Genomic DNA, 24488 nt, shown 5'->3' with positions numbered 1-24488 from the left:
TCAGTTATGCCACCACCGCTTAAAGTCTTTCCACCACGTCCGGCGTTCTTCTTGCGAGCCTTCCTGCCGCTCTTCTCCCGCGGTAGTCGGCTTGCCGCAAATCTCGGTCGGTTCAGTGCCGATGACGAATGCTTCCAGCCGCTTGCTCGGACAAGTATCGGCGGCTAGCTTGCCGCTGGATGGATCGATGTAGACTTCAGAAACGCCAGGCGGTATGGTGAACATTTTGGGCGGGACGGCGGCCAGCGCCTGTTCCGTATAGTTCGCAAAGATCGGTGCGGCCCGGTGCGCTTCCGCGACCGTGAGCTTCCGGCCTTTGTCGTAGCCTGTCCAGACAGCGGTGGCAAGCTCTGGCGTGAAGCCGACGAGCCAAGCATCCGTTGCCGTCGTTCCCGACTTGCCGGCCACCGGCCGGTGAATGAGCGCAGCGATACGGCTGGCCGTACCGCCGCCTTGAAAGACGCTTTCCATTAATGAAGTCATGACGTAAGCGTTGGCCGGATCGATGGCTTGGATGGCTTGGTCTTTCGCTTCATATAATAGATGTCCGTTGCGGTCCGTAATGCGCAGTATGGCAACCGGCTCGTGGCGGATGCCCCCGCTTGCGAACGTGCCGAACGCCGAAGCCATTTGCAGCGGACTGATCGGCGAGGTGCCGAGCGCAAGCGACGGTACGGGATTGAGTGGGCTTGTGATGCCGAGCTTTCTCGCCGTCTCTATGACCTTATCGGAGCCGACCGTCATAAAGGTGCTTACCGCATAAATATTGTCCGAGCTGGCCATGGCGGTGCGCATATCGATATAATCGTTGAAATATTTATCGTTGTAGTTGCGCGGCTCATAAGTTTTGCGTCCTTCATCGTAGGTAAAAGACGTCGGCTCGCTCTTGAACCGGGACACGGGCGTCATTAGCTTTTGCTGCAACGCCGTCAAATATAAAATCGGCTTGAACGAGGAGCCGGGCTGGCGCGTTTCGACGAGCGTCCGGTTGAGCTGATTTTTGCCGTAATCGCGGCCGCCGACCATCGCTTTAATATAGCCGTTGCGCGGATCGATCGAGATTAGCGCCGCTTCCTGGTCCTCGCCGCCCGCGAGTCCTTTCTCGATCGCTTCTTCCGCCGCCCGTTGAGCGGTCGGATCGAGCGTCGTATAGATGGTGATGCCCCCTTCGTTCAGCAACTGTTCATTAATACCAAGCTTATCCACTGCTATGTAACGGACGTAGTCGCGAAAATAGGGGGCGAACCCGGACTGGTCTCCGGTGCCGAGCGGCTGCAGCTTCAGTACATCTTTATAGGCAGCATCCGCTTCAGCTTGTGTAATATCGCCGGCTCTGACCATTTCATTCAAGATGACGTGCTGGCGGTCCTTTGCATTTTTCATATTCATGAACGGCGAATAGTATTTCGGCCCCTTCGGAATGCCGGCCAGCATCGCGCTTTCCGCGAGCGTCAATTCGGATGCCTTCTTATTATAGTAGAGACGCGAGGCGGCCTCGATGCCGTAAGCGCCATGACCGTAGTAAATTTGGTTTAAATAGAGCCCGAGAATTTCTTTCTTCGAATAATTCATTTCAAGCTGCACTGTATAGACGGCTTCCTTCATCTTGCGCTGCCACGTTTTCTCGTGGGACAGGTAAAGGTTGCGCGCAAGCTGCTGCGTCAGCGTGCTTGCCCCTTGCTTGGCGGACAGCGACTCGACATTGACGACGACCGCGCGCGCCAGCCCCTTCACATCGAAGCCGTGATGGTCGAAAAAGCGCCGGTCCTCAATGGCGAGCGTCGCCTGCACGACATAGGGCGAAATATGATCAAGCGGGACCGAATGGCGGTTTTCCCCGGCGTGAAACGTATCGATGATTTGGCCTTGCAAATCGAGCATTTGCGACGTCTGGCTGATTGTGGCGACAGGCAGCGATTGCATGCGCAAATAAAGCAGTCCTCCGGCGATGAGCAACACAAAGGATGCGGCAATAATGGTAGCGCGCCTCATCCTCTTTTTCATCTTTAGCAGATAAGGCAGGAAGCGCTCGTTGATTTTGGGAAAAGCATATTTTTGGCCCGGCTTTCCGGGGCGGAATTTGGTTTTTTTCATGAAGCGTAAACCCCCTTCACTTTCACGGCTGCTCTTCCTTAGTATGGAAAAAGCGGAGGGCGTATATTCAACAGAGAGCTTTATCCTTCCGCTATTTTTGCGCTCAGCTTTTCCGCCAAGCCGACGGACGAAGGCTAAACTGGGAAAAGGTTGCTTTTTCGCCGCGAACTACTATAATACATCTTGAGCCATTGAAAGAAAGAAGGGATCTATCGACATGGAGATGTGGTTTACGGAGAAGCAGACCGAGAGCTTCGGCATTACGGCGAAAATCACAAAGACGTATGTAAATGAACAAACCGATTTTCAACAGCTCGATATGATCGAGACGGAAGAGTTCGGCACGATGCTCGTTCTGGACGGTATGGTCATGACGACGGTGAAGGATGAATTCGTATACCATGAGATGGTTGCCCATCCGGTTCTGTCGACGCATCCGAATCCAGAGAACGTACTCATCGTTGGCGGCGGAGACGGCGGCGTTGTCCGCGAAGTAATGAAGCATCCGAAAGTGAAAAAAGCAGTTCTCGTCGATATTGATGGAAAAGTAATCGAATATTCGAAGAAGTATTTGCCGACAATCGCTTGCGAGCTGGACAATCCTCGCGTTGAAGTGCTCGTGAACGACGGCTTTATGCATATTCACGACCATAAGAACGAATACGACGTTATTATGGTAGACTCCACCGAGCCCGTTGGTCCTGCTGCAAACCTGTTTACTCGCGGCTTCTATCAAGGCATCTACGAGTCCTTGAAGGAAGACGGCATCTTCGTGGCGCAAACGGATAACCCTTGGTTCAAAGCGGATCTCATTCAAAGCGTCAATAAAGACGTGAAGGAAGTGTTCCCGATCGTCCGTGTTTATGGCGCTAATATTCCGACGTATCCGAGCGGCCTGTGGACATTCACTTTGGGCAGCAAGAAATACGATCCGCTTGAAGTGGCGGAATCCGAAATCCCTGAATTAGAAACCAAATACTACACGCCTCGATTGCACAAAGCGGCCTTCGTGCTGCCGAAGTTCGTTGAGGATTTGCTGAAATAGAAAGGTAGGATGAACATCATGAAATTGGATCAAAAATATTCCGGAAACGTCTTTATTTTAAGCTCTGAGGATTACGAGGCATCGAAGGCTGTTATTTACGGTATGCCGATGGACTTTACGGTCAGCTTCCGTCCGGGCTCGCGCTTCGGCCCGCCACGCATTCGCGAGGTTTCGATCGGCTTGGAAGAGTACAGCCCATACCTCGACCGCAGCCTGGAGGAAATCGAATATTTCGATGCAGGCGATCTGCTGCTGCCGTTCGGTAACGCGGAGCGCAGCCTTGAAATTATCGGCGAGTTCGTGCGCGGCGTGTTGAACGACGGCAAGATGCCGGTTGGCCTTGGCGGTGAGCATCTCGTTTCGTGGCCGATCTTCCGTGAAGTGTACGCGAAATATCCGGACCTCGCTATCATCCATTTCGATGCTCACGCTGACCTGCGCGAGTCGTATGAAGGAGAGCCGTTGTCCCACTCGACGCCGCTGCGCAAAGCGGCAGGCCTGATCGGCGGCAAGAATGTCTACCAGTTCGGTATTCGCTCGGGCTCCCGCGAAGAATGGCAGTTTGCTCGCGAGAACATTAACTTCCACCCGTTCGAAGTGCTCGAGCCTTTGAAAAAAGTGCTTCCTGAGTTGGCCGGACGTCCTGTCTACCTGACGATCGACATCGATGTACTCGATCCTTCGGCGGCGCCAGGTACAGGTACTGCGGAAGCAGGCGGCATTACGTCGAAGGAGCTGATCGATGCGGTGCATGCGATCGCCCGTTCCGGCGTGAACGTTGTCGGCTGCGATCTGGTCGAAGTAGCTCCTGCTTACGATCCGACGGAGCAGACGCAAATCGTTGCGTCGAAGGTCATCCGCGAAATGCTGCTCGGTTTCATTAAATAACGTAAAAAAAGCTTGTCCCGGTTTGCGGGACAAGCTTTTTTTGGTGCCTGCAATTAATAGAACACAGGCCAGCAAGGCAAGAAGGAATGATCGTGCGTAATTCTAAACTCTACTCAATCGTGATCATAAATTCGTTCCCTGCCCAGATCATGACGCGGTAGTTGCCTGGGGCCAGGCCGTCGGTCGGAATATCAGCATCCTGATCGGCTGCTGCGATCGCCAGCTTTTTACCCCGTCCGGCTACGACTTCATTCTCTACATCGTACAGCGTATTAAATGGTGCAACGCGAACGAGGTAGACCGTTGCCGGCTGGTTAACGCGAACTGTAACGGGCTCGCCCGCTTTGAAACGGTCGGCGTAAGACATTTTGGTCACCTTCAAGCCGGCCTTCACAGGGTGAGAGATCAACTCTTGGTTGTAGACCTTGCCGCTCCAGTCTCTAATGGAACCTGCTTCGAGCTTGAGCTGATTGTTTGTTCCGCTGTACGGGATCGCAAAGTTCACCTGAAGTTCATTGGTAGAAATAAGAATCGTGTCATTGGCCGCGAGTGGGGAGAAGTTAACCCCGTCAGTGGAGTAGGTCAAAGCCGCTTTCAAAGCATCGAGATCAGTTAGATTGTTCTCAATGAGCTTATTGAAAGACAGTCCGATTCTGCTATTAGTGCTCGGTGTACTGTACGTTGTCGCGAATTCTAAAGCATCGTCAGCGCTTGCGTACAATTTAATATAGGATGGATCGGACAACTGGCCGCCCGTACTGAGGGCCACAACAATAAAAGAGACCTTATTCTTGCTTAACCCGGTCGTATCGATATAGACGCCTTCGTTAGCTGTTGCCGCCGCTTTTACCGCTTTGCCCGCCTTTACGGCTTCCTCAAGGACGATCGTGTTGCGGGTAGTGCCGCTTTCAGCAATATAGAGTGTGCCGTCCAGGCTGCTGATCGCATAGACGCTTTTACCGACAGTTGTTTCATACTGTACTTCGGAAAGGATTGGAACTGGGCCTGTCGGCAATGGAGTTGTACCGCCGTTGCCGCCGCCAGGGTTTGGCGTCGGTGATGGCGTTGGCGACGGATCTGGGTTGCCAGGCGATGGATCGACGACACCGCCGTTTCCACCGTTGCCGCCGCCTGAGCCGCCGCTGCCCGGAGTTCCGGCATTAGGGCCAGTTTGACCCGGAACGGTGTCCTTGCCGCCTACGTTTACTTTCGTGTCTGCCGGTACGTTGGAGCCGAGCTTCGTTTGCTCCGGCGCTTTGTTCATGGAAATACCTTCGGCATTGATCGTTGCGCTTTGAACTTTACCTTCGCCGAGCACGCTCGTAGCCGCATTCATAATTAAGGAGATAATCGCCGCTTCTTTGCCGACGTTGATGGTCGAGCCGTTTGCTTGCTCGCTCACGTTGAACTCTTTAATCGAGCCTTTCGGAATGTCGACCACGATATTGGTTGCGATTACGTTAACCGATTCAAATGCGCCTACCAGCTGCACATTCGATTGGGCAGGCAGTGCTTTTGCCAGCGTAACGCTGTTGATCTCGGCGCCTGCTTCGGCTTCGAGCTTAGCGTTTGATTGAATGGTAACATCGGCGATTTGGGTCGCCCCGTTTACAACGATTCGTACCTTGCCGCTCGCTTTATCGACCACGACGGTGACCATAATGGAGTTTTCGAAATGAATGCTGTTTTCCCCACCGCCGCGAACGGTCGTTGTGCCATGTACCTTCACGTTTTGCAGCGTGACGTCGCCTTCGCCGATCCCTTCACCTAGAAGAAGATTGCCGCTGATTTCGACATTGCGCAGCGTAATTCCGGCTGCATCGATGACAACGTTGCCCGTAATTTTCTCAATACCAGTCTCAGGTCCGTATACGCCTGCTTGGTCATAGGTTACGGCAAGCTTGTTATATGCGCGTTCCAGCACCGTCACTGCTTCAGCTCTTGTCACGTTGCCGGCAGGCTTAAACGTTTGTCCCGCATAGCCGGTCATGACGCCCCCATCAATAACAGCGCCGATCGCGCCTTTGCTCCACGATGGGCTGCTAGCTGTATCTGTGTACCGGTTGGCGGAATCCGATGGCGCAAGCTTCAGCAGCTTGGCGATCATAACGGCCAACTCTTGGCGCGTAATCGCTTGGTTTGGACGGAAGGTGCCGTCCGCATAGCCGGATATATAACCAGCCTGCTGCGCTTTGCCTACTTCTTTCGAATACCAGCTGGCGGCTGGCACGTCTTTGTATGTAGAGGCTGTAGCGGTTGTGTAGCTGAAAAGCTGATTGGTAACGCTTACGATTTCGGCTCTGGAAATCGATTTATTCGGTTTAAACGTTCCGTCCTGATAGCCTTTAATAGCACCTAGTCCGACAAGATTCAGGATGGTTTGCTCCGCCCAGCTTCCTGAAATATCGGTAAGCGCTTGTGCTGTATCGCCGCTAACCGCGCTTGCTTCCGCACCTTGAACCGTACCTGCGTGAGGCAGGCAAAGACTTAGTGCGATCAGTAGTGCGGTAAAGCTGCTTAACCATTTCTTTGACATCTACTGCTCCTCCTCAAATTACGTATCCGCTGGATGATTTTAGCACTCCATCCATTTGGATAATTTACCATATCTTAATAAAGAAGGACATTAAAATGATGCAAGAGATGTAAAAAAATGTATTAAAATATGCGTCTATTGTCGCATTCGATGAAAAAGATGTCGAAAGCAGGGCATACCTTATACCTACTGGTGTAGAATAGAAGAAAGTGAAGGTCATCGGCAAAGCAGTTATTGAGAACTGTATTATATATGAAGGGATTGATTGAAACGATGGAAACAGAACGCATTCATTCGTTCCCTCCCGTTATCGACCGGCGGGCTCGCGTGCTTGTGCTCGGAACGGCGCCAAGCGTTAAATCATTGGAACACGGGCAATTTTATGGTCATCCCCGCAATTACTTTTGGGGCGTCGTGTATGGCTTGTTCGGAGCCGGCGATCCCGATTCTGATTACAAGCGAAGGCTTGCTTTCCTACAGGAGCACAGGCTTGCGGTGTTCGACGTCATCGAGTCATGTGTGCGTGAAGGCAGTCTTGACGTTAATATCCGGGAAGAGGAACCTAACGATCTGCCGAAGCTATTAGAGCAATATCCAGGCTTGCGCTGTTTCGCTTTTAATGGGAGCAAGGCATACGATACCTATCGCAAGTTTTTTCGCGATCATCCGGCCTTGAAACATATCGCTGCATTGAAGCTGCCGTCGACGAGTCCAATCCCGACGCAGAAGATGCGCAATCTGGAAGATCGAATTCAGGCCTGGAGCGCGGTACTTCCTTATTTGGAGGAGGAAGCGGACGGAAGGAAGACACCTTTTAAACATTGAAATTGCGAGGCTACCTGTATATAGTAGTAACATACGAGAAGACTGGAATTAGGAGTTTAACGCAATGTCGGACAAAATGACAGTTACGGTGACGCTGGAAAGCAAGCAGGGCGGCCAATCGACGCGGCATGTCTATCCCGGCGAGTGGTTCCGCAAGGACCGCTCGGTTTATATCCGCTACGAAGAAGGGGAAGGAACCGAAGCGGTACGGACGATTGTGCGCTGCAGGCCGGACGAGCTTTTCATTACGCGGAAGGGCGCGGTCGAGTCGGATCAGCTTTTTTTGCGAGGCGGCAGTCGCCAGCCTGGACAGTACCGCTCCCCGTATACCTCCTTCACCATGGAGACGGAAACGCAAAGGCTTGCGTACCGGGCCGGCGGCGGTCGTGACGACGGAGACCTGACGCCGCCTTTTACGGTAGAATGGAAGTACGAGATTTGGGTCGAAGGCGAATTGACGGGCCGGTTTCAGAATCGGCTGCACATTGCTGCGGCTGAGGCTTAACGCATTGGGCCGCGAAATGACTTTGTGTCGTAAAGTGTTGGTCAATGCTGACCAAGCAGCTTTGCTGCGCGAGGATTAAGTGAAAGCTTACGGATTAACTCTGCTGTAATGCTTACGAAGCGAACTTTGCTTCGCAAAGTTTTTAAGTGAATGCTTACGAAGTCAAACTTTGCTACGCAAAGTTTAAGTGAATGCTTACGAAGTAAACTTTGCTACGCAAAGTTTTTAGGAGGATAAAAATGAGCACAAACGTGTTGGATCAAATGTATGAGAAAGTAAAAGAGGCGATCGCCGATGCGGCGGTGGCCGGAGGACTGGCCTCACGCGAGGAGCTGCCGGCATTCGTCCTTGAGGTGCCGAAAGACAAGGCGCACGGGGATCTGGCTACAAACGCTGCGATGCAGCTGACGAAGCTGGCTAAAAAAAATCCGCGTCAAATCGCGGAGACCATCATCGCCAATTTGAACGGCGAGAAGTTCGGCATTCAATCGGCGGAAATCGCAGGACCTGGCTTTATTAACTTCCGCATCGATAAAAGCTATTTGTATTCGGTTATCAGTGAAGTGACGGCGGCGGGAGACGACTACGGCCGCTTGAGCCTCGGAGCAGGCAAACGCGTCGAAGTGGAGTTTGTCAGCGCCAATCCGACAGGCAGCCTCCATCTTGGTCATGCGCGCGGCGCGGCTGTTGGCGACGCGCTGTGCAACGTGCTCGATTTTGCCGGATACGAAGTTACTCGCGAGTACTACATTAATGATGCGGGCAATCAGGTAAACAATCTGGCTCGTTCGATTGAAGCGCGCTATCGTCAGGCGCTTGGACAAGACGCGGCAATGCCGGAAGACGGCTACCACGGCGAAGATATCGTTGGCTTCGGCAAAGAGCTGTCTGAACAAGAGGGCGAGCGCCTGCTTTCCCTGCCGGAAGAGGAGCGTTTTGTTTACTTCCGCAAATACGGCTTGGAGAAAGAGCTGGATAAGATCAAACGCGATCTCGGCAGGTTCCGCGTCGGCTTTGACATCTGGTACAGTGAAACGTCGCTGTATGAAAGCGGTCAAGTAGAGAAGGCGCTGGAAGCTTTGAAAGAGAAAGGCCAAGTCTACGAAGAAGAGGGCGCGACCTGGCTGTCGACGATGCCGTATGGCGACGACAAGAACCGCGTGCTTGTGAAAAATGACGGCTCGTACACCTATTTGACGCCTGACATCGCCTATCATCGCGACAAGTTTAGCCGCGGCTACGATCGTATGATCAATATTTGGGGAGCCGATCATCATGGCTATATTCCGCGCGTAAAAGCGGCGATGGCTGCTCTTGGCAACGATCCCGACAAGCTGGTCGTACTTATCGCCCAAATGGTCAGCCTGTTCCAGGACGGCGAAAAAGTGAAAATGTCCAAACGTACCGGCAAAGCGGTAACCATGCAAGATCTGATGGATGAAGTCGGCGTCGACGCAATCCGTTACTTCTTCACGATGCGCAGCATGGACTCGCATCTCGACTTCGATATGGACCTTGCGATCTCGACTTCGAACGAAAACCCGGTATTCTACGTTCAATACGCCCATGCTCGTATCTGCAGTATTTTCCGCCAGGCGGAGGAGCAAGGCATCGCCGTTCAGAAGGACGGTCTTAACTTCAGCAAGCTGTCTTCCGAAGCGGAGTACGACCTGCTGCGCAAGCTCGGCGAGTTGCCGCAAGAAGTGGCCGAAGCTGCTGAGCAATATGCGCCTCACCGCATCGTGCGTTACGTATATGAATTGGCTTCGCAATTCCACAGCTATTACAAAGCGGAACGCGTCATTACCGACGACGCAGAGCAAACGCAAGCCCGTCTGGCGTTGCTTGGCGCCGTCCGCACCGTTATCGCGAACGCGCTGCGCCTAGTCGGCGTATCTGCTCCGGAACGGATGTAGTATCTGCTTTGCTTCATTAATATGGCGGTGCAAGGAACAGCTCCTTGCACCGCTATTTTTTTCGGAAATAAGGGCCCAAATGGCCGTTGTAGGAGAGAAAAAAGCACGCGCAGCCAGATTAACGGCCAAAATGGCTGCTAGGAGCTGGGAGTGAGCCGTCGGCCTGCCGAAACGAGGGCAAAACGGAAAATAACGGCCAAAATGGCCGTTGCAGGAGTGGGAAGAGCAAGCACAGCCAGATTAACGGCCAAAATGGCCGCTAGGAGCTGGGAGTGAGCCGTCGCCGAGTCGAATCAAGGGTCTGGCACGCCAGCCCTCTCACGAAAAACACCGCGGACCTACCGGTCCGCGGTGTTCAACATGCGCATAATATCTAACTCGCCGATCGTTTTCGGCGCCTTCGTGCCCCGAAGGGGCTGAATGGATCGCTTCAGTATCGTTTTGATTTCCCCTGGCGACAGGCCGGGCCTATGGGCGAGAAGCAGGGCGATCGCGCCGCTGACATGGGAAGTGGCCATCGACGTTCCGCTCATTTCATGGTATTTGCCGCGCAGCCAGGCGGAAACGATTTTCTCGCCGGGCGCATATATGTCGATATAGATGCCGCGATTGCTGAACGGAGCAATGCGGCGAAGCCTTGTTGTCGCGCCAACCGAAATGGTTTGCGGATAACGGGCGGGATAATCGACGGACCGCCGTTTGCCATCGTTGCCCGAGGAGGCGACGACAATGACACCTGCGTTATAAGCATTGGTGACGGCGTTGTACAGCGCTTTGCTGCGCGTCTTCATGCCGAAGCTCATATTAATAATTTGGATACGGTTCCGTACGCACCAGTCTATGCCGAGAATGATGTCGGACACGAACGCGCTGCCGTTATTATCGAATGCTTTTACTGGATAAATCTGCGAACGAGGAGCAATTCCGATCATGCCCTGCACTTGATTGGCAGCGGCAATCGTTCCGGCAATGTGAGTGCCGTGACCGTTGTCGTCGTGCGGAAGCATGCTGCGGTTCAATAGGTTGATTCCCCGCGACAGCGACTGGCGCAAGTCGGGGTGGCTGAAATCGACGCCGGTATCGATGACGCCAATTTTGACGCGATGGCCGGTCGTCGTGCTCCAGGCGAGAGGGGCCTTTACGTGCTGCACGCCCCATGGGACGCCTTTGTCGAAGTTAAACGATTTCTGCGGAGCCGCGTGCATGGCAATGCGCCGGTCCTCCTCTAGCGATACGAGTCCCTCGAACTGCGACAATGTTTCTTGGACAGGAAGAGGGAATGAGACGGACTGGATAATAGGGATCGGCTTCAAGGCGTCAAGCGGGGAAAGCGATTCCGAATCCGGTGTTAGAGGCGAAGGCCACTCGCGGATGAATCGCTCGTAATCGTCCTGGCGCTGGAAGCGAATAATTCGATGGGTCGTTTTGAGGCTAGGGTCAGCCGCCGTATCCTGCAACCATTGGAGAAAATCGGTAATATCCAAAATTCGCGTCCCCTCCCGACGGACGATGCTGACTTATTGTATGAACGAGTGTTGTCCGCCGCATAAGCAACTTGCCCTTTTTCAGAGAATTAGGCTTGCAGCCGTGTCAAAAAACGTCTCAGGACATACGATGAAGTAAGAGTTCGCAGGGACTCTTACGTCTCCGGGACGCCTGCTTGCGGGAGTTCCGGGTGGATACAGTCAAAGCGAAGGGACAGCCCTTCGCTTTTTGTTTTTATCCGGCGTCGCCGCGTCGCCAAGGCGACGGAAGGTTAACTTGCTTTTTTGAATGAAATAGGTTTTACTATACTGTGATAAACAAATGCAGATAACATTTTAGAGATAGCAAGAGAGGATGTGTCCTTATGAGCGGCGGCAATATTACTTTGAAGCTCGATCCAGAACGGATAAAGGAAATGCCAATGGTCGATTTGGCCTTCGAGGTGCTTAAAACGGCGAATACGCCATACTACTATCGCGATCTGATGCATGAAATCGCCAGGATTCGCGGTCTTTCCCCGGACGAGATCAATCAAGTGATCGCTCAGGTATATACCGAAATTAACATTGACGGCCGTTTTGCTTGCGTAGGCAGCAATATGTGGGGCCTGAAACGCTGGTATCCAGTGGAACGCAACGAGGATCCGATTTCCAACGCCAAGCGTTCGCGTATCATTAACGACGACGACGATTTGGAAGATGAAGATCTGTATGCCGATGAGGAAGAGGATACGTACGCTGCCGACGATGAAGACTTCGATTCGTACGATGAGGACCGTGAATTCGAAGAAGCTGAAGAGGAATCGGAAGTGGACGAAGAAGTGGAAATCGAAGACGAGGAATTGGACGAGGATGTCGACGCTGAGGAACTGGGCGACGATGAAGAAGAAAGCGACTCGGACGATGAAGAAGAATACGAAGACGAGGAAGAAGACGACAAGTAACGGTCGATCCGACGTCTATTTCAGCGACAGCGCAAGCCGGTATCATTTACTAACCGTAACAACGATCCGGCTTGCTTGTTTGCGCTTGACAGGCATTAAACCGCCATGTAAACTATTGCATGGGCTATAAGATTCGCTTAACGGCGACGGGCAAGACAAGGCGGCGGAAGTGCTGCGGCGGCTTGCGTCAGATCGCTGGCGTTTTGCGGTGAAATATAAGGCGAGCAAGAGCAGGAAGCGATTGTTGCAGACTTATATTTTAATAAATAGGCTTAACGAAAAGTGCCCCGTGAAGACGGGTGTCACTTTTTTTGTTTGTATACGGCAGGCTTTTCCATCAAATGGATGAGCAGGCAGGGCGTTTCAATGTCCATGTTTAACGAGCAAATGGGCATACCTAATCATAACCATAGGAGCATGGAGGGTATTTACACAGTGACGAAATATATTTTTGTAACCGGAGGCGTCGTCTCTTCGTTGGGCAAAGGGATTACAGCCGCATCCTTAGGCCGATTGTTGAAGAACAGAGGATTGAAAGTAACGATCCAAAAATTCGACCCGTACATTAACGTCGACCCGGGAACGATGAGCCCGTATCAGCACGGGGAAGTATTCGTAACCGACGACGGCGCGGAAACCGACCTTGATTTGGGTCATTATGAACGTTTTATCGATATTAATCTGACGAAGCACAGCAGCGTTACGACCGGTAAAATCTATTCCAACGTCATTAGCAAGGAACGCCGCGGTGAATACTTGGGCGGAACCGTTCAGGTAATCCCTCACATTACGAACGAGATTAAAGAGCGCGTCTATCGTGCCGGCAAAGAAGCGGGCTCGGATGTCGTCATTACCGAAATTGGCGGCACAGTTGGCGACATCGAAAGCTTGCCTTTCCTTGAAGCGATCCGTCAAATTAAAAGCGACATTGGTCGCGACAACGTCATGTACATCCATGTGACTTTGGTTCCTTACATTAAAGCGGCCGGTGAAGTAAAAACGAAGCCTACTCAGCATAGCGTGAAAGAACTGCGCAGCATCGGCATTCAGCCGAATGTTATCGTAACGCGTACTGAGCAACCACTGCCGGAAGATATGAAGCGCAAAATCGCTCAATTTTGCGACGTGGACGCAAACGCCGTTATCGAGTGCCGCGATGCGGCTACGCTGTATGACGTACCGCTCATGCTGCGGGAAGAGGGTCTCGACGAAATCGTCGTGAACCATCTGAAGCTGACGACTAACGATCCAGATATGTCCGAGTGGGAAAAGCTCGTTACGCGGGTGAAATCGCTGACTAAGACGACGGAAATCGCCATTGTTGGCAAATACGTTGCTCTGCACGATGCTTATTTGAGCGTTGTTGAAGCTTTGAGCCATGCCGGATTCGACGCCGATACGGACATTAAGCTGCGTTGGGTCAACGCAGAAGAGCTGAGCGATCAGAACGTGACTGAAAAGCTTGAAGGCGTGCAAGGCATTCTTGTTCCTGGCGGCTTTGGCGATCGCGGTATCGAAGGTAAAATTTCGGCGATCCGTTACGCTCGCGAGCAGCGCATTCCGTTCTTCGGCATTTGCCTCGGCATGCAGGTTGCTGTAATCGAGTACGCTCGCAATGTTACAGGACTGGCGAATGCAAACAGTTCCGAGATCAATCCGTCGACGCCTTATCCAGTCATCGATTTGCTTCCGGATCAAAAGGATATCGAGGACATGGGCGGCACGATGCGCCTTGGACTGTATCCTTGCAAGATTGTGGACGGCTCGCTTGCGGCGGCTGAATACGACGACGAGCTTGTATACGAGCGTCATCGCCATCGGTATGAGTTTAATAATGAATACCGCGAGCAAGTCGAAGCTTCGGGCTTGCGCTTCTCGGGAACGTCCCCAGACGGACGACTGGTTGAAATGGTCGAACTGCCGGATCACCCATGGTTCCTAGCGGTGCAATTCCATCCGGAATTCACTTCCCGTCCGAACCGTCCGCAACGTTTGTTCCGCGGTTTCGTGCGCGCTGCGGTCGCTTACTCGGGCCAATAATTTCCTTGCAATAAATTTCCGGTCCCAGCAGGATTTCTCCTTACTATCCGCGAATATATTAACGATTATGGAAGAGTTGACCAGTTACAGCTCGAACGCGGGAGGTAATAGATTTGGAGAAGAAGAAGGTATTGATTGTTGACGACCAGAACGGAATTCGGGTGCTGTTGATGGAAGTGTTCAGCAGCGAGGGTTATGACACTTTCCAAGCTTCGAACGGTAAACTGGCGCTGGAAATCGTAAAGACAGAGAGTCCTGATTTGGTACTGCTCGACATGAAGATCCCTGGCATGGACGGCCTTGAAATTTTAAAGCATATTAAGACCATCAACAAAGAAATTAAGGTCATTATGATGACCGCATACGGCGAGTTGGATATGATCAAGGAAGCGACCGACCTCGGGGCGCTGATGCATTTTACGAAGCCGTTTGATATTGATGAAATGCGCATGGCGGTGAACAAGCAGCTGCACGGCGGCAGCTCGAACAGCCGTTTCGCGGTGGGGTCCTGAGAAGGGCCCCTTTTTTATATCGACGTATGGAGTAGAGGCGGGAAAACTTTCTTTTGGTATGAAAAAGTCGGGCAATCGAATTGGTAAGAAGAGGGTTTAGGCCCGAATGGTGCCTTAAAACAGCTTTACCATTCCTTTAGCCGATATGGTATAATGGCTCAGAATGAAAAGTCGAGCAGGCTTGGCGCGACGGGGCTTTTCCGGCTTTTTGCGCGCGCAGGCGCATCGACATGGAAGCAAGTAGTAGGAACCTAGATAAATGATGTTGCTAGACCGTCTGAGGGAGCAAGGTTGGAATGCGTAATCGGAGCATCACGCTTTGAACAACGTGTCAGGCCAGCCCTGCCTATAGGTAGGGGTTGCGCCAGAGGACGATCCTATACGTTTGTTCTTTTCCAATCCACGGGAGGATTACTTGATGGAGAAATTGATGGTACGCGGCGGACGTCCGCTGCGGGGAACCGTTCAGATCAGCGGAGCGAAGAACAGCGCCGTTGCGCTTGTTCCTGCAGCGATCCTAGCGGAATCGGAAGTTATATTGGACAACTTGCCACAGCTTAGTGATGTGGCGGTGTTAAGCGAAATATTGCAAGATTTAGGAGCGGTTATCGACCGCAGTGACGACGTGATGCGAATTGATCCGTCGAGGGCTGTGTCGAAGCCAATGCCGAATGGGAAAGTGAAGCTGCTTCGCGCATCCTATTATTTAATGGGCGCAATGCTCGGACGCTTTGGTGAAGCGGTCATCGGCATGCCGGGCGGTTGCAATTTCGAGCCGCGGCCGATCGATCAGCATATCAAAGGGTTTGAGGCGCTGGGCGCAACGGTAACGAACGATCACGGGTCCATGCGCATTCACGCGAAAGAACTGCGTGGAGCGAAGATTTATCTTGATGTTGTCAGCGTTGGCGCAACGATTAACATTATGCTTGCGGCTTCCAAGGCGAAAGGCTCCACAATTATTGAGAATGCGGCAAAAGAGCCGGAAATTATCGACGTTGCAACGCTGTTGAATGCGATGGGCGCGAAAATTAAAGGCGCGGGGACGGAAACGATCCGCATCGAGGGCGTTGACAGCCTTCGCGGCTGCCGCCACTCCATTATTCCGGACCGAATTCAGGCTGGCACTTACATGATTGCCGCAGCGGCAACGCGGGGCGATGTTCTAATCGATAATGTTATTCCGAAGCATCTCGAGGCGATTACAGCAAAGCTGGAAGAAATGGGCGTAACCGTCCATGAGATGGATGAGTCGATTCGAATTGTTGGCAACGATCATTATACGTCCGTCGATGTGAAGGCGCTCGTCTATCCGGGATTTGCTACCGACTTGCAATCGCCGATGACCAGTCTGCTGACGCAAGCTAAAGGCGTGAGCATTCTAAGCGACTATGTATACAGCAATCGATTCAAGCATGTGCCGGAACTGGCCCGTATGGGAGCGGATATCCGCGTTGAAGGCCGTTCGGCGGTTATTGAAGGTGCGAAATTGAATGCGGCGAAGGTTCGAGCGACTGATCTGCGTGCCGGAGCAGCACTTGTCATTGCAGGCTTAGTTGTGCCAGAAGGCGTCACGGAAATAACAGGCGTCGAATATATCGATCGAGGCTACGACAATCTGGTTGAAAACTTGACGAGACTCGGCGCCGACGTATGGCGAGAGCAAGATAGTGAATAAACGACTGTGATTTTGGTGCCTTCTGCGAATAGAAGGCACCGAATTCGGTATATAATGATAGATCAAGGTATGGAAAAAATGAATAAAGTGGTGAGGACATGACAGATCTTCAGATCGCCGATCTGGAAGAGATGAAGCTGACCGACTTGTACAAGCTGGCGAAGCAATACCAGATTCCTTATTACGGACAGCTCAAGAAGAAAGAATTGATTTTTGCGATACTTCGCGCACAAGCAGAAAAAAGCGGCCTTATGTTTATGCAGGGTGTACTTGAAATATTGCCGGAAGGCTACGGCTTCCTTCGGCCGATCAATTATTTGCCGAGCAAAGAGGACATTTATATTTCGGCCTCGCAAATTCGGAAGTTTGATCTTCGAACGGGCGATGTTGTATCCGGCAAATGCCGGCTGCCGAAAGATTCGGAGAAATTTTTCGGATTGCTTCAAGTTAATGCAGTAAACGGCACAGACCCGGCGCTCGCCGCCGAACGCTTGCATTTTCCCGCCCTTACTCCTCTATTTCCGCAGAAGAAACTTGTGCTGGAGACGGCCCCTTCCAAACTCTCGACACGCATTATGGATTTGCTGGCGCCCGTTGGGCTTGGCCAGCGCGGCTTGATTGTAGCGCCGCCAAAAGCGGGCAAAACGCTGCTGCTCAAAGAAATCGCCAACAGTATTTCGACCAATCATCCCGATATCGAGCTGTTTGTGCTGTTAATCGATGAGCGTCCGGAGGAAGTAACGGATATGCAGCGTTCAGTGAAAGGGGAAGTAGTAGCTTCTACTTTCGACGAGGTGCCGGAAAACCATATTAAAGTGACAGAGCTTGTGCTGGAGAGAGCGCTTCGCTTGGTAGAGCATAAGAAAGACGTCGTTATTTTGATGGATAGCATTACGCGGCTGGCAAGAGCGTACAATCTGGTCGTACCGCCATCGGGACGCACGCTCAGCGGCGGTATCGATCCGGCATCGTTCCATCGGCCAAAACGGTTTTTTGGCGCGGCCCGGAACGTGGAGGAAGGCGGCAGCTTGACCATTCTGGCTACTGCTCTGGTAGAGACAGGCTCGCGTATGGACGACATCATTTATGAAGAATTTAAAGGCACAGGCAATATGGAGCTGCACTTGGATCGCAAGCTGGCTGAACGCCGCATTTTCCCGGCGCTTGATATTCGCAGATCCGGTACGCGGCGTGAGGAATTGCTGCTGACGAAGGAAGAACTGGAGAAGCTGTGGGTCGTGCGTCGCAATATGACCGACACGCCGGAATTTGTAGATAAATTCCTGAAGAAGCTGGCGAACAGCAAGACGAACGACGAGTTTCTCCTGTCGTTGGACGCTTCCGCAGACGAATCCGCACCCTCTTCGCAAGGGCAATCGTCTTCGACAACGCAGCAGCGCGCCGCGATTAAGAGCAGCGGTACGACGTCCGGCAGACGGCCTTCGCCGCGCACGACGCATAGCTCGTAAGCTGCCGCTTCAAGGAGGACATCGAGATGAATTTGGTATATGCCGATGAGTCGGGGAAATTATTCGACCATCCTGATTATATAGCGGTTGGGCGCAGCGGCGACATGATCGTCGAACTGATGGAAGATGAGCTCATTCCGCTGCCGAGCGGCGCTACGCTGGTCGGCCTGCCGTACACCCGTCCCGTCTGCATCGATCCCGAAACAGGCGAGATGAAGATGCTGGACGGCAAGGTCCAGGCAGTAGGCGCTTTACTGCCGCAAGGCTATACGCGCCTTGCACTGCCTGGCTATGTTAAGACAAACAAGAATGAGAAGTTTCCGTTGTTCGGCTACACGTCAGTCGTTTGGAAAGACGGAGGCTTCTACGTGGCGGCGGAGCAAAGTGACGATCCTTACAAATGGGATCCGTTAAATTGCGACCGCGGCGATGTGAAGAACGGCGTGGAAAGATTGCTCGAGAAATATCCGGAAAACCGCTTGTATAAACATTTGTCGAACTGCGCGCTCGGTTACGAATGCCTGACTTCCTCGAACACTTTCCTGCAAAGATGGGAAGGCGGAGTGCCGGTCTCGTATTCCTGCAACGCGGGCTGCTTCGGCTGCATATCCGAGCAGCCGGATGACAGCGGCTTTGTCGCTCCGCAGACGCGGATGAACTTCAAGCCGACAGTCGATGAGATTTCGGAAATTATGCTGGAGCACCTTCGCGAGCCCGATTCGATCATCAGCTTTGGGCAAGGTTGCGAAGGGGAGCCGTCCACACAGGCGAAAATCATTGTGGAAGCGATGCGTCGCGTACGCAGTCAGACGTCCCAAGGCTACATTAATATTAATACGAACGCGGGTCTGACCGACCATATCCGGGCGATTGTTGACGCAGGTCTCGATTTGATGCGTGTTAGTACGATCAGTGCGCTCGACGATCATTACAATGCTTACTATAAGCCTCGCGCCTATACGCTTAAAAATGTGGAGAAATCGCTTCGATACGCAACCGACAAGGGCGTTTATACTTCGATTAACTATCTGATCTTCCCAGGCGTCACCGACCGGGAAGAGGAGATTGAAGCAATGATCGGCTTTGCTAGACGTACGGGTCTGAAGCTGATTCAAATGCGGAATTTGAACATCGATCCGGAAAGTTATTTGGAATTAATTCCGCCGGCTAGAGGAGAAATCTATGGCATGAAGCAAATGCTGGAGATTTTCCGTGATGAGCTGCCGGATGTTGTGATTGGTTCATATACGCACTTGCCTCCGGCGGCGCTGCGCAAATAACAGGATTTTGAAGGTTGGACGGCTCTGACGCTGGAAGCAACTTGGACATTGCAAGCGGATGGACGTCGTGCTATAATCCGATGTGTGTGATTTTAACTCTGGACCCGCATGTGGTTCAGGGCAGAAAGAGGTGAACGAGATGAAACAAGGTATTCATCCGACATACCACGTCTCCAGTATTACTTGCGCTTGCGGTAACAGCTTTGAAACGGGTTCGATTAAACAGAACCTGCGCGTAGAGGTTTGCTCCGTATGTCACCCGTTCTTCACGGGTAAGCAAAAGTTCTTGGATGCGGGCGGTCGCGTCGATCGTTTCAAAAAGAAATACGGCATCTAATATTTGCAATGGACATTCGGCCTTTATTTGGCAGAATACAAGAGCCTCCCTCAGCCATCCTATGGTTGAAGGGAGGTTTTTTGATTGAGCAAAATGATACCGAGTTTCACTTCCAGCCGGAAAATAAAGACGCTTCTGCTCGGCCTTGCGCTAGCAAGCGCGGTCGTGCTGCCTTTGAGCCTCGCCGGCTGCAGCAGCAATCCAAGCACCAGACAGGTCAAGACGTACGGCCATGACGGTTACATGGGCTATTCGAACAGCAATCCCAACATTCCGAATAACTTTTCCTATTTGAACTATAAATCCGACGGTCGATTTGCCGGTCAGGTACTGAATCAATTGAAGAGCGAAGGAGTGGCAGGCAATAGCCTTCACTTCAACGGCGAGCATTTGCGAGCCGATCTCACGCTGAGCGGCAACTTGACCGAGGAACAGGCAGAAGAGCTTCGTTTAAAGGCCGAGAAGGTGCTTCAATACAATATGCCGCGCTATAAGGTAAAGGCTCGAATCGTCGGCTGACGACAGTGGAAGAACTGGAATCTGCATCCACGAGTTGCGCTTTGGGTTCGAATGGGCTATACTTATTTTTGCCGTGCTAGATGGGGAGTTAGCGGTGCCCTGTAACTCGCAATCCGCTTTAGCGAGGTTGAATTCCTGTTTGAGGTTATGTCGATGCAGGGTTTGGCGTTTGCAATCAGTGTTGACAGTTGGGTCCTTCGCAATGGGCGCTTGTGAACCCGGTCAGGTCCGGAAGGAAGCAGCCGTAAGCAGGTTAGTTCATGTGCCGAAGGAGTGCCTGGCTCGAGCTGGGACGCAAGAGTGCCGCCTGGGTCGCATGTATCGGGGGCAGGTGCACGGTTCTATCTTTTTTCTAAATATCGCAACGAGACACCAGTAACGCATATTCGGTTGATAAGCCGGATAGCAGAGACGGGTGTTTTTTTATTTTTCGGACTTATAGAATGGATTAAACGACCGAATATTTCGATTATCGTTTTTATCATCGTCCAGTATGTTGTATAATAGGGTTGAATCAGGAAGCTGGAGGGAACGGTCCGCGTGACACATATTGCCTTGTATCGTGCCTGGCGTCCGCAGACGTTTCAGGACATGGTTGGACAAAAGCATATCATCCAGACGTTGCAGAACGCGATTCGGGAGAACCGCATCTCTCACGCTTATTTGTTTAATGGCCCACGGGGAACAGGCAAAACAAGCGCCGCCAAAATTATGGCGAAAGCGGTTAACTGCGAGCGCGGTCCTGCTGAGGAACCCTGCAACGAATGTGACGCTTGCCGAGGAATAACGGCAGGTCATATAATGGATGTCGTTGAGATCGACGCCGCTTCGAACCGGGGGATCGACGAGATTCGCGATATCCGCGATAAAGTTCGGTATGCCCCGTCCGAAGTGCGTTATAAAGTATATATCATCGATGAAGTGCACATGCTGACGGCCGAAGCGTTTAACGCGCTGCTCAAGACGCTCGAGGAACCGCCGGGCCACGTTATTTTTATTTTGGCTACGACGGAGCCGCATAAGCTGCCGGCAACGATTATCTCGCGCTGCCAGCGCTTTGACTTCCGGCAAGTTACGCTTGTCGAGCAGACGGAGCGGCTATTGGAGATTTGCCGCGAAGAAGGCATCGAGGCCGACGAGGACGCGATATCGTATATCGCTCGTCTGTCGGAAGGCGGCATGCGCGACGCAATCAGCCTGCTTGAACAGGTATCGGCTTTCGGCAACTCTCGCATTACGCTGGAGTCGGCCGTAGACGTTACGGGCGGCATGGCTGCCGAGCAATTCTATCAATTGGCGGAAGCGGTCAAAGACCGCAACGTCGCGGCGGTGCTGCCGCTCGTCGAAAGCTTGACGCAGGCTGGCAAAAGCGCCGACAAGTGCATGGAAAACTTAATTTATTACTTCCGCGATCTGCTTGTGCTCAAGCTTGCTCCGCAAGGAGCGGCGACGGAGCGGGTTGTGGACGCGGAGCGGTTTAAAGGGATGGCGGATTCTTTCACGCCGGATCGGCTGTTTGCCATGATCGATATTTTGAACGGCTACCAAACGGAAATGAGGCACGCCTCCCAACCGCAGACGCTGTTCGAAGTAGCCCTGATGAAGCTGTGCACTTCGAACGAAGGCGGCATGGCGGCGGCGCCGGGAACTTCGACAACTGTGGTTGCGTCGTCCGGCAGCGGCGGAGGCGCTTCGTCGGCTGAACTGGAACGGCTTCAACGACAGGTCGCCGCACTGGAAAGCAAACTCGAGCAGCTGGCGCGCAGCGGTGCGGACCTGTCCGGCGGAGATGCTTCTGCCGGCGGCCAGGGCGCGCAGCGTCAAGGGCGCCAGCCTGCTGCAGGACGGGCAGGCTTCGGCGGCGGAACTAGTGGCATCAGGCCTGCAACCGTTAAGCTTGATCCTTACCTCGCTACGGCGGGCAGTCCCGATTCCGGGCAGATCCGCATGAAATGGAGCGAGGTGCTTCAGCGGGTCAAAGAGGCGAAGATTACCGTCCATGCATGGTTGATGGACGGAGAGCCGGTGTCTGTCGCAGGCGATACCGTGCTCGTCGGATTCAAAAATACGATGCACCGCGAAACGACCGAGAAGCCGGCGCACCGCGAGATCATCGAGCGGGTCTTGCAGGACGTGACCGGGAATCAACTGCGTCTCGCAACCGTTATGCTGAAGGACTGGCAAGCTGCGTCCGAGCGATCGGGCGGCGGCGGAGAACCGCTGGAGCTGTCCGCTGAAGCCATTGATGCAAGCGAGGGTGGCGGCGGTGAAGCTTCCCGTCCAGAATGGGTGGAGGAAGCGGTCAAGATGTTTGGTGAACAGCTGGTCGTCGTAAAGGAAGATTAAAGCATTTACTCTAATAATGAGGTGATTATGATGAACAATATGAACCAAATGATGAAGCAAGTGAAGAAAATGCAAGAGCAAATGATGAAAGCACAAGAGGAGCTTGTTAACAAAACCGTCGAAGGAACAGCGGGCGGCGGAGTCGTTACGGTTGTGGCGAACGGTCATAAAAAGATTATGAGCATTGCCATCAAGCCAGAAGCGGTAGATCCGGAAGATGTCGAAATGCTGCAAGATCTTATTTTGACGGCGGTTAACGATGCGCTTAACAAAGTGGATGACGTGGCCAACCAAGATATGGGCAAGTTTACGGGCGGTATGAAGATTCCAGGCTTGTTCTAAAAGAAACGTACCATTCATACGAACACTTTCAAACGCGCCTCACCGCTTATCAAAGCGGGGGGCCGTTTTATGTATGGCTTGAAGGGAGCTGCACCTGTTGTATTACCCCGAACCGATAGCGAAACTAATCGATGCCTTTACGCGGCTGCCTGGTATTGGGCCGAAGACGGCGGCAAGGCTTGCTTTTCATGTGCTGCGGATGAAAGAGGACGATGTGATCGATTTCGCCAAGGCGCTTGTTAGCGTAAAGCGGAATTTGACCTATTGCTCCACTTGCTGCAACATTACAGATACCGATCCTTGCCGGATTTGTCAGGACAAGACGCGTGACAATTCGGTCATTTGCGTCGTTCAGGAGTCGAAGGACCTTGTGGCGATGGAAAGAACGAAGGAATTTCAAGGTTATTATCATGTGCTGCAGGGCGCTATTTCGCCGATGGAGGGCATCGGTCCCGACCAGATTCGAATTGCCGAACTGCTGAAGCGGTTAAGCGACGAACGCGTGCAGGAGCTAATTCTGGCAACTAACCCGAATATCGAAGGAGAAGCCACCGCGATGTATATTTCGAGGCTGGTGAAGCCTTTCGGCATTCGAGTGACCCGTATTGCGCACGGCTTGCCAGTGGGCGGCGATTTGGAATATGCGGACGAGGTTACGCTATCCAAAGCACTCGAAGGCAGAAGAGAATTGCAATAATGAACGTATATATAAGAGATTGCCTTTGACGGGCGGTCTCTTTCTTTTTATCTACCGCTATTTACCGGTTTCCTCTAAGTATGGTTCTATTCTTCGGGCTATCAACTATACATAGGTAATAGCCTGAATTGCTAGGCCAGAATCGACGGGGGTGGCTGGTTATGAAGTGGAAATGGGCGGGGGTAGCAACGAAAGGGCGGTCGAGAACCGGACATGAAACGGAAGGGGAAGGCGAGATGGACTCGCTTCTTTGGACCGAGCACCTGCGTGCGGAAATCGAAGAGGCTCGCCGGGAATGGGTGAACGCGAATCGATTTTTTAATATGGCGGAGGGGAAAGATCAAATCGACTATGCAATTTATTCGGTCATTACGGCAGAGAAACGATACGAGATGCTGCTGCGTGTTGCTAAGCGGACATGCAAGACTTGGCCGGAATGGGGGACGCTAAGCTCATGAAAACGATATGGCTGGCGATACTCATTGTTTCATCTTTACTGCTCATCGCGATTTTGCTGCGACATAAGCTGTCTTGGTCATGGGTGAAAGGCTTCGCTATTCATCTGACGCTTGCGGCGGCGGTATTGTATTTGCTCAACTATTCGGGAATACTTCCTCAACTGTACATACCGATCAATCCGGCCACGATAGGTACCGTCGTTGTGTTGGGGGTGCCAGGTATTGCTTTGATTGCGGGTGTGCAGTACTTTATTGTATAAAGAAGCGGTTTGAGGCGGCAAAAGTACGTTTAGAGCAGGTTTTGAAATGAAATTGGCGAATAGGGTTGACGTCGCGGAACAATCTATGCTACATTATATCTCGCGCCAAGGACGAGGAAATAAAGCATGAAAAAAGAATTTAAAAAAATGCTTGCAATCATCTAGGTGCCTGTGATATATTATAAAAGTCGCCGCTGAGAAAAACGAAGCGAACGACGAAAAAAGATTGTTCTTTGAAAACTGAACAACGAGCGAAACTGCCCTGTTAATCCTAACGGATTAATGGAAAAGCGATAAAAAAGATTGAGCAAGT

The 24488-nt window shown here is 52.3% G+C and carries 21 protein-coding genes and 1 other RNA gene; 19 read left to right on the top strand and 3 right to left on the bottom strand.

The window, feature by feature from the left end:
* Entirely contained in the window at positions 1-2094 is a 2094-nt protein-coding gene (locus ACFVTB_RS24830; protein WP_387755498.1) for a transglycosylase domain-containing protein, read from the bottom strand.
* A gap of 217 nt (positions 2095-2311) precedes the next feature.
* On the opposite strand from ACFVTB_RS24830, the gene speE reads away from it, so the two are divergent.
* The gene (speE, locus tag ACFVTB_RS24825) at positions 2312-3139 is read left to right on the top strand and encodes a polyamine aminopropyltransferase (protein WP_387755495.1); all 828 of its coding nucleotides are present in this window, start codon (positions 2312-2314) and stop codon (positions 3137-3139) included.
* Between the two features lie 18 nt (positions 3140-3157).
* The gene (gene speB / locus ACFVTB_RS24820; RefSeq protein ID WP_387755492.1) at positions 3158-4027 is read left to right on the top strand and encodes an agmatinase; all 870 of its coding nucleotides are present in this window, start codon (positions 3158-3160) and stop codon (positions 4025-4027) included.
* 109 nt (positions 4028-4136) lie between these two features.
* On the opposite strand, the gene ACFVTB_RS24815 is transcribed toward speB, so the two are convergent.
* Positions 4137-6563 carry an S-layer homology domain-containing protein gene (locus tag ACFVTB_RS24815; RefSeq protein WP_387755489.1) on the bottom strand — a complete coding sequence of 809 codons (2427 nt, stop codon included), beginning with the start codon at positions 6561-6563 and terminating at the stop codon, positions 4137-4139.
* Positions 6564-6836: 273 nt separating this feature from the next.
* Here ACFVTB_RS24815 and ACFVTB_RS24810 point away from each other — a divergent pair, with 273 nt between their 5' ends.
* The 3 genes from ACFVTB_RS24810 to argS all read left to right on the top strand — a co-directional run bounded on the left by ACFVTB_RS24810 (position 6837) and on the right by argS (position 9809).
* The gene (locus ACFVTB_RS24810) at positions 6837-7388 is read left to right on the top strand and encodes a DNA-deoxyinosine glycosylase (protein ID WP_387755486.1); all 552 of its coding nucleotides are present in this window, start codon (positions 6837-6839) and stop codon (positions 7386-7388) included.
* A 64-nt stretch (positions 7389-7452) separates the two neighbouring features.
* Positions 7453-7893 carry a YwiB family protein gene (locus ACFVTB_RS24805; RefSeq protein WP_387755483.1) on the top strand — a complete coding sequence of 147 codons (441 nt, stop codon included), beginning with the start codon at positions 7453-7455 and terminating at the stop codon, positions 7891-7893.
* A 239-nt stretch (positions 7894-8132) separates the two neighbouring features.
* Positions 8133-9809, top strand: coding sequence for an arginine--tRNA ligase (gene argS, locus ACFVTB_RS24800; RefSeq protein WP_387755480.1), 1677 nt, complete (start codon positions 8133-8135; stop codon positions 9807-9809).
* A 338-nt stretch (positions 9810-10147) separates the two neighbouring features.
* Here argS and ACFVTB_RS24795 read toward each other — a convergent pair whose 3' ends face one another.
* On the bottom strand, positions 10148-11293 hold the full coding sequence (locus tag ACFVTB_RS24795) for a S8 family peptidase (RefSeq protein ID WP_387755477.1): 1146 nt from the start codon (positions 11291-11293) through the stop codon (positions 10148-10150).
* A gap of 365 nt (positions 11294-11658) precedes the next feature.
* Between ACFVTB_RS24795 and rpoE the strand changes: the two genes are divergently transcribed.
* The 14 genes from rpoE (at position 11659) to ACFVTB_RS24725 (ending at position 24175) form a co-directional block, all read left to right on the top strand.
* Positions 11659-12237, top strand: coding sequence for a DNA-directed RNA polymerase subunit delta (gene rpoE / locus ACFVTB_RS24790; protein ID WP_387755474.1), 579 nt, complete (start codon positions 11659-11661; stop codon positions 12235-12237).
* A 435-nt stretch (positions 12238-12672) separates the two neighbouring features.
* Positions 12673-14277 (top strand): CTP synthase, encoded by a 1605-nt coding sequence (locus ACFVTB_RS24785; protein WP_387755471.1) that lies wholly within the window; start codon positions 12673-12675, stop codon positions 14275-14277.
* 113 nt (positions 14278-14390) lie between these two features.
* Positions 14391-14789, top strand: coding sequence for a response regulator (locus tag ACFVTB_RS24780; RefSeq protein WP_387755468.1), 399 nt, complete (start codon positions 14391-14393; stop codon positions 14787-14789).
* A 418-nt stretch (positions 14790-15207) separates the two neighbouring features.
* Positions 15208-16467 carry a UDP-N-acetylglucosamine 1-carboxyvinyltransferase gene (locus tag ACFVTB_RS24775; RefSeq protein WP_387755466.1) on the top strand — a complete coding sequence of 420 codons (1260 nt, stop codon included), beginning with the start codon at positions 15208-15210 and terminating at the stop codon, positions 16465-16467.
* 98 nt (positions 16468-16565) lie between these two features.
* Positions 16566-17936, top strand: coding sequence for a transcription termination factor Rho (gene rho, locus ACFVTB_RS24770; RefSeq protein WP_387755463.1), 1371 nt, complete (start codon positions 16566-16568; stop codon positions 17934-17936).
* 26 nt (positions 17937-17962) lie between these two features.
* The gene (locus ACFVTB_RS24765; RefSeq protein ID WP_387755460.1) at positions 17963-19216 is read left to right on the top strand and encodes a radical SAM family protein; all 1254 of its coding nucleotides are present in this window, start codon (positions 17963-17965) and stop codon (positions 19214-19216) included.
* A 139-nt stretch (positions 19217-19355) separates the two neighbouring features.
* Positions 19356-19553 (top strand): 50S ribosomal protein L31, encoded by a 198-nt coding sequence (gene rpmE, locus ACFVTB_RS24760; protein ID WP_387755457.1) that lies wholly within the window; start codon positions 19356-19358, stop codon positions 19551-19553.
* A gap of 84 nt (positions 19554-19637) precedes the next feature.
* Positions 19638-20072, top strand: coding sequence for a hypothetical protein (locus ACFVTB_RS24755; RefSeq protein ID WP_387755454.1), 435 nt, complete (start codon positions 19638-19640; stop codon positions 20070-20072).
* A gap of 71 nt (positions 20073-20143) precedes the next feature.
* An RNA gene (gene ffs / locus ACFVTB_RS24750) (signal recognition particle sRNA large type) lies at positions 20144-20411 on the top strand.
* Between the two features lie 201 nt (positions 20412-20612).
* On the top strand, positions 20613-22418 hold the full coding sequence (gene dnaX, locus ACFVTB_RS24745) for a DNA polymerase III subunit gamma/tau (RefSeq protein ID WP_387755451.1): 1806 nt from the start codon (positions 20613-20615) through the stop codon (positions 22416-22418).
* A gap of 30 nt (positions 22419-22448) precedes the next feature.
* A complete protein-coding gene (locus ACFVTB_RS24740) occupies positions 22449-22760 on the top strand; it encodes a YbaB/EbfC family nucleoid-associated protein (RefSeq protein ID WP_387755677.1) in 312 nt (103 codons plus the stop codon).
* Between the two features lie 97 nt (positions 22761-22857).
* Entirely contained in the window at positions 22858-23457 is a 600-nt protein-coding gene (gene recR, locus ACFVTB_RS24735; RefSeq protein ID WP_387755448.1) for a recombination mediator RecR, read from the top strand.
* Positions 23458-23618: 161 nt separating this feature from the next.
* On the top strand, positions 23619-23915 hold the full coding sequence (locus ACFVTB_RS24730; protein ID WP_387755445.1) for a DUF2508 family protein: 297 nt from the start codon (positions 23619-23621) through the stop codon (positions 23913-23915).
* Positions 23912-24175: a pro-sigmaK processing inhibitor BofA family protein gene (locus ACFVTB_RS24725; protein WP_387755442.1), complete on the top strand. Its 264-nt coding sequence runs from the start codon at positions 23912-23914 to the stop codon at positions 24173-24175. Before ACFVTB_RS24730 ends, ACFVTB_RS24725 begins: the two co-directional genes overlap by 4 nt.
* Positions 24176-24488 lie beyond the last annotated feature (313 nt).

The sequence above is a fragment of the Paenibacillus sp. NPDC058071 genome, assembly GCF_042885235.1.
In the GTDB taxonomy this organism is placed as follows: domain Bacteria; phylum Bacillota; class Bacilli; order Paenibacillales; family Paenibacillaceae; genus Pristimantibacillus.
Note: the sequence above shows the minus strand (reverse complement) of the source record. Positions and strands in the feature narration are given on the sequence as shown.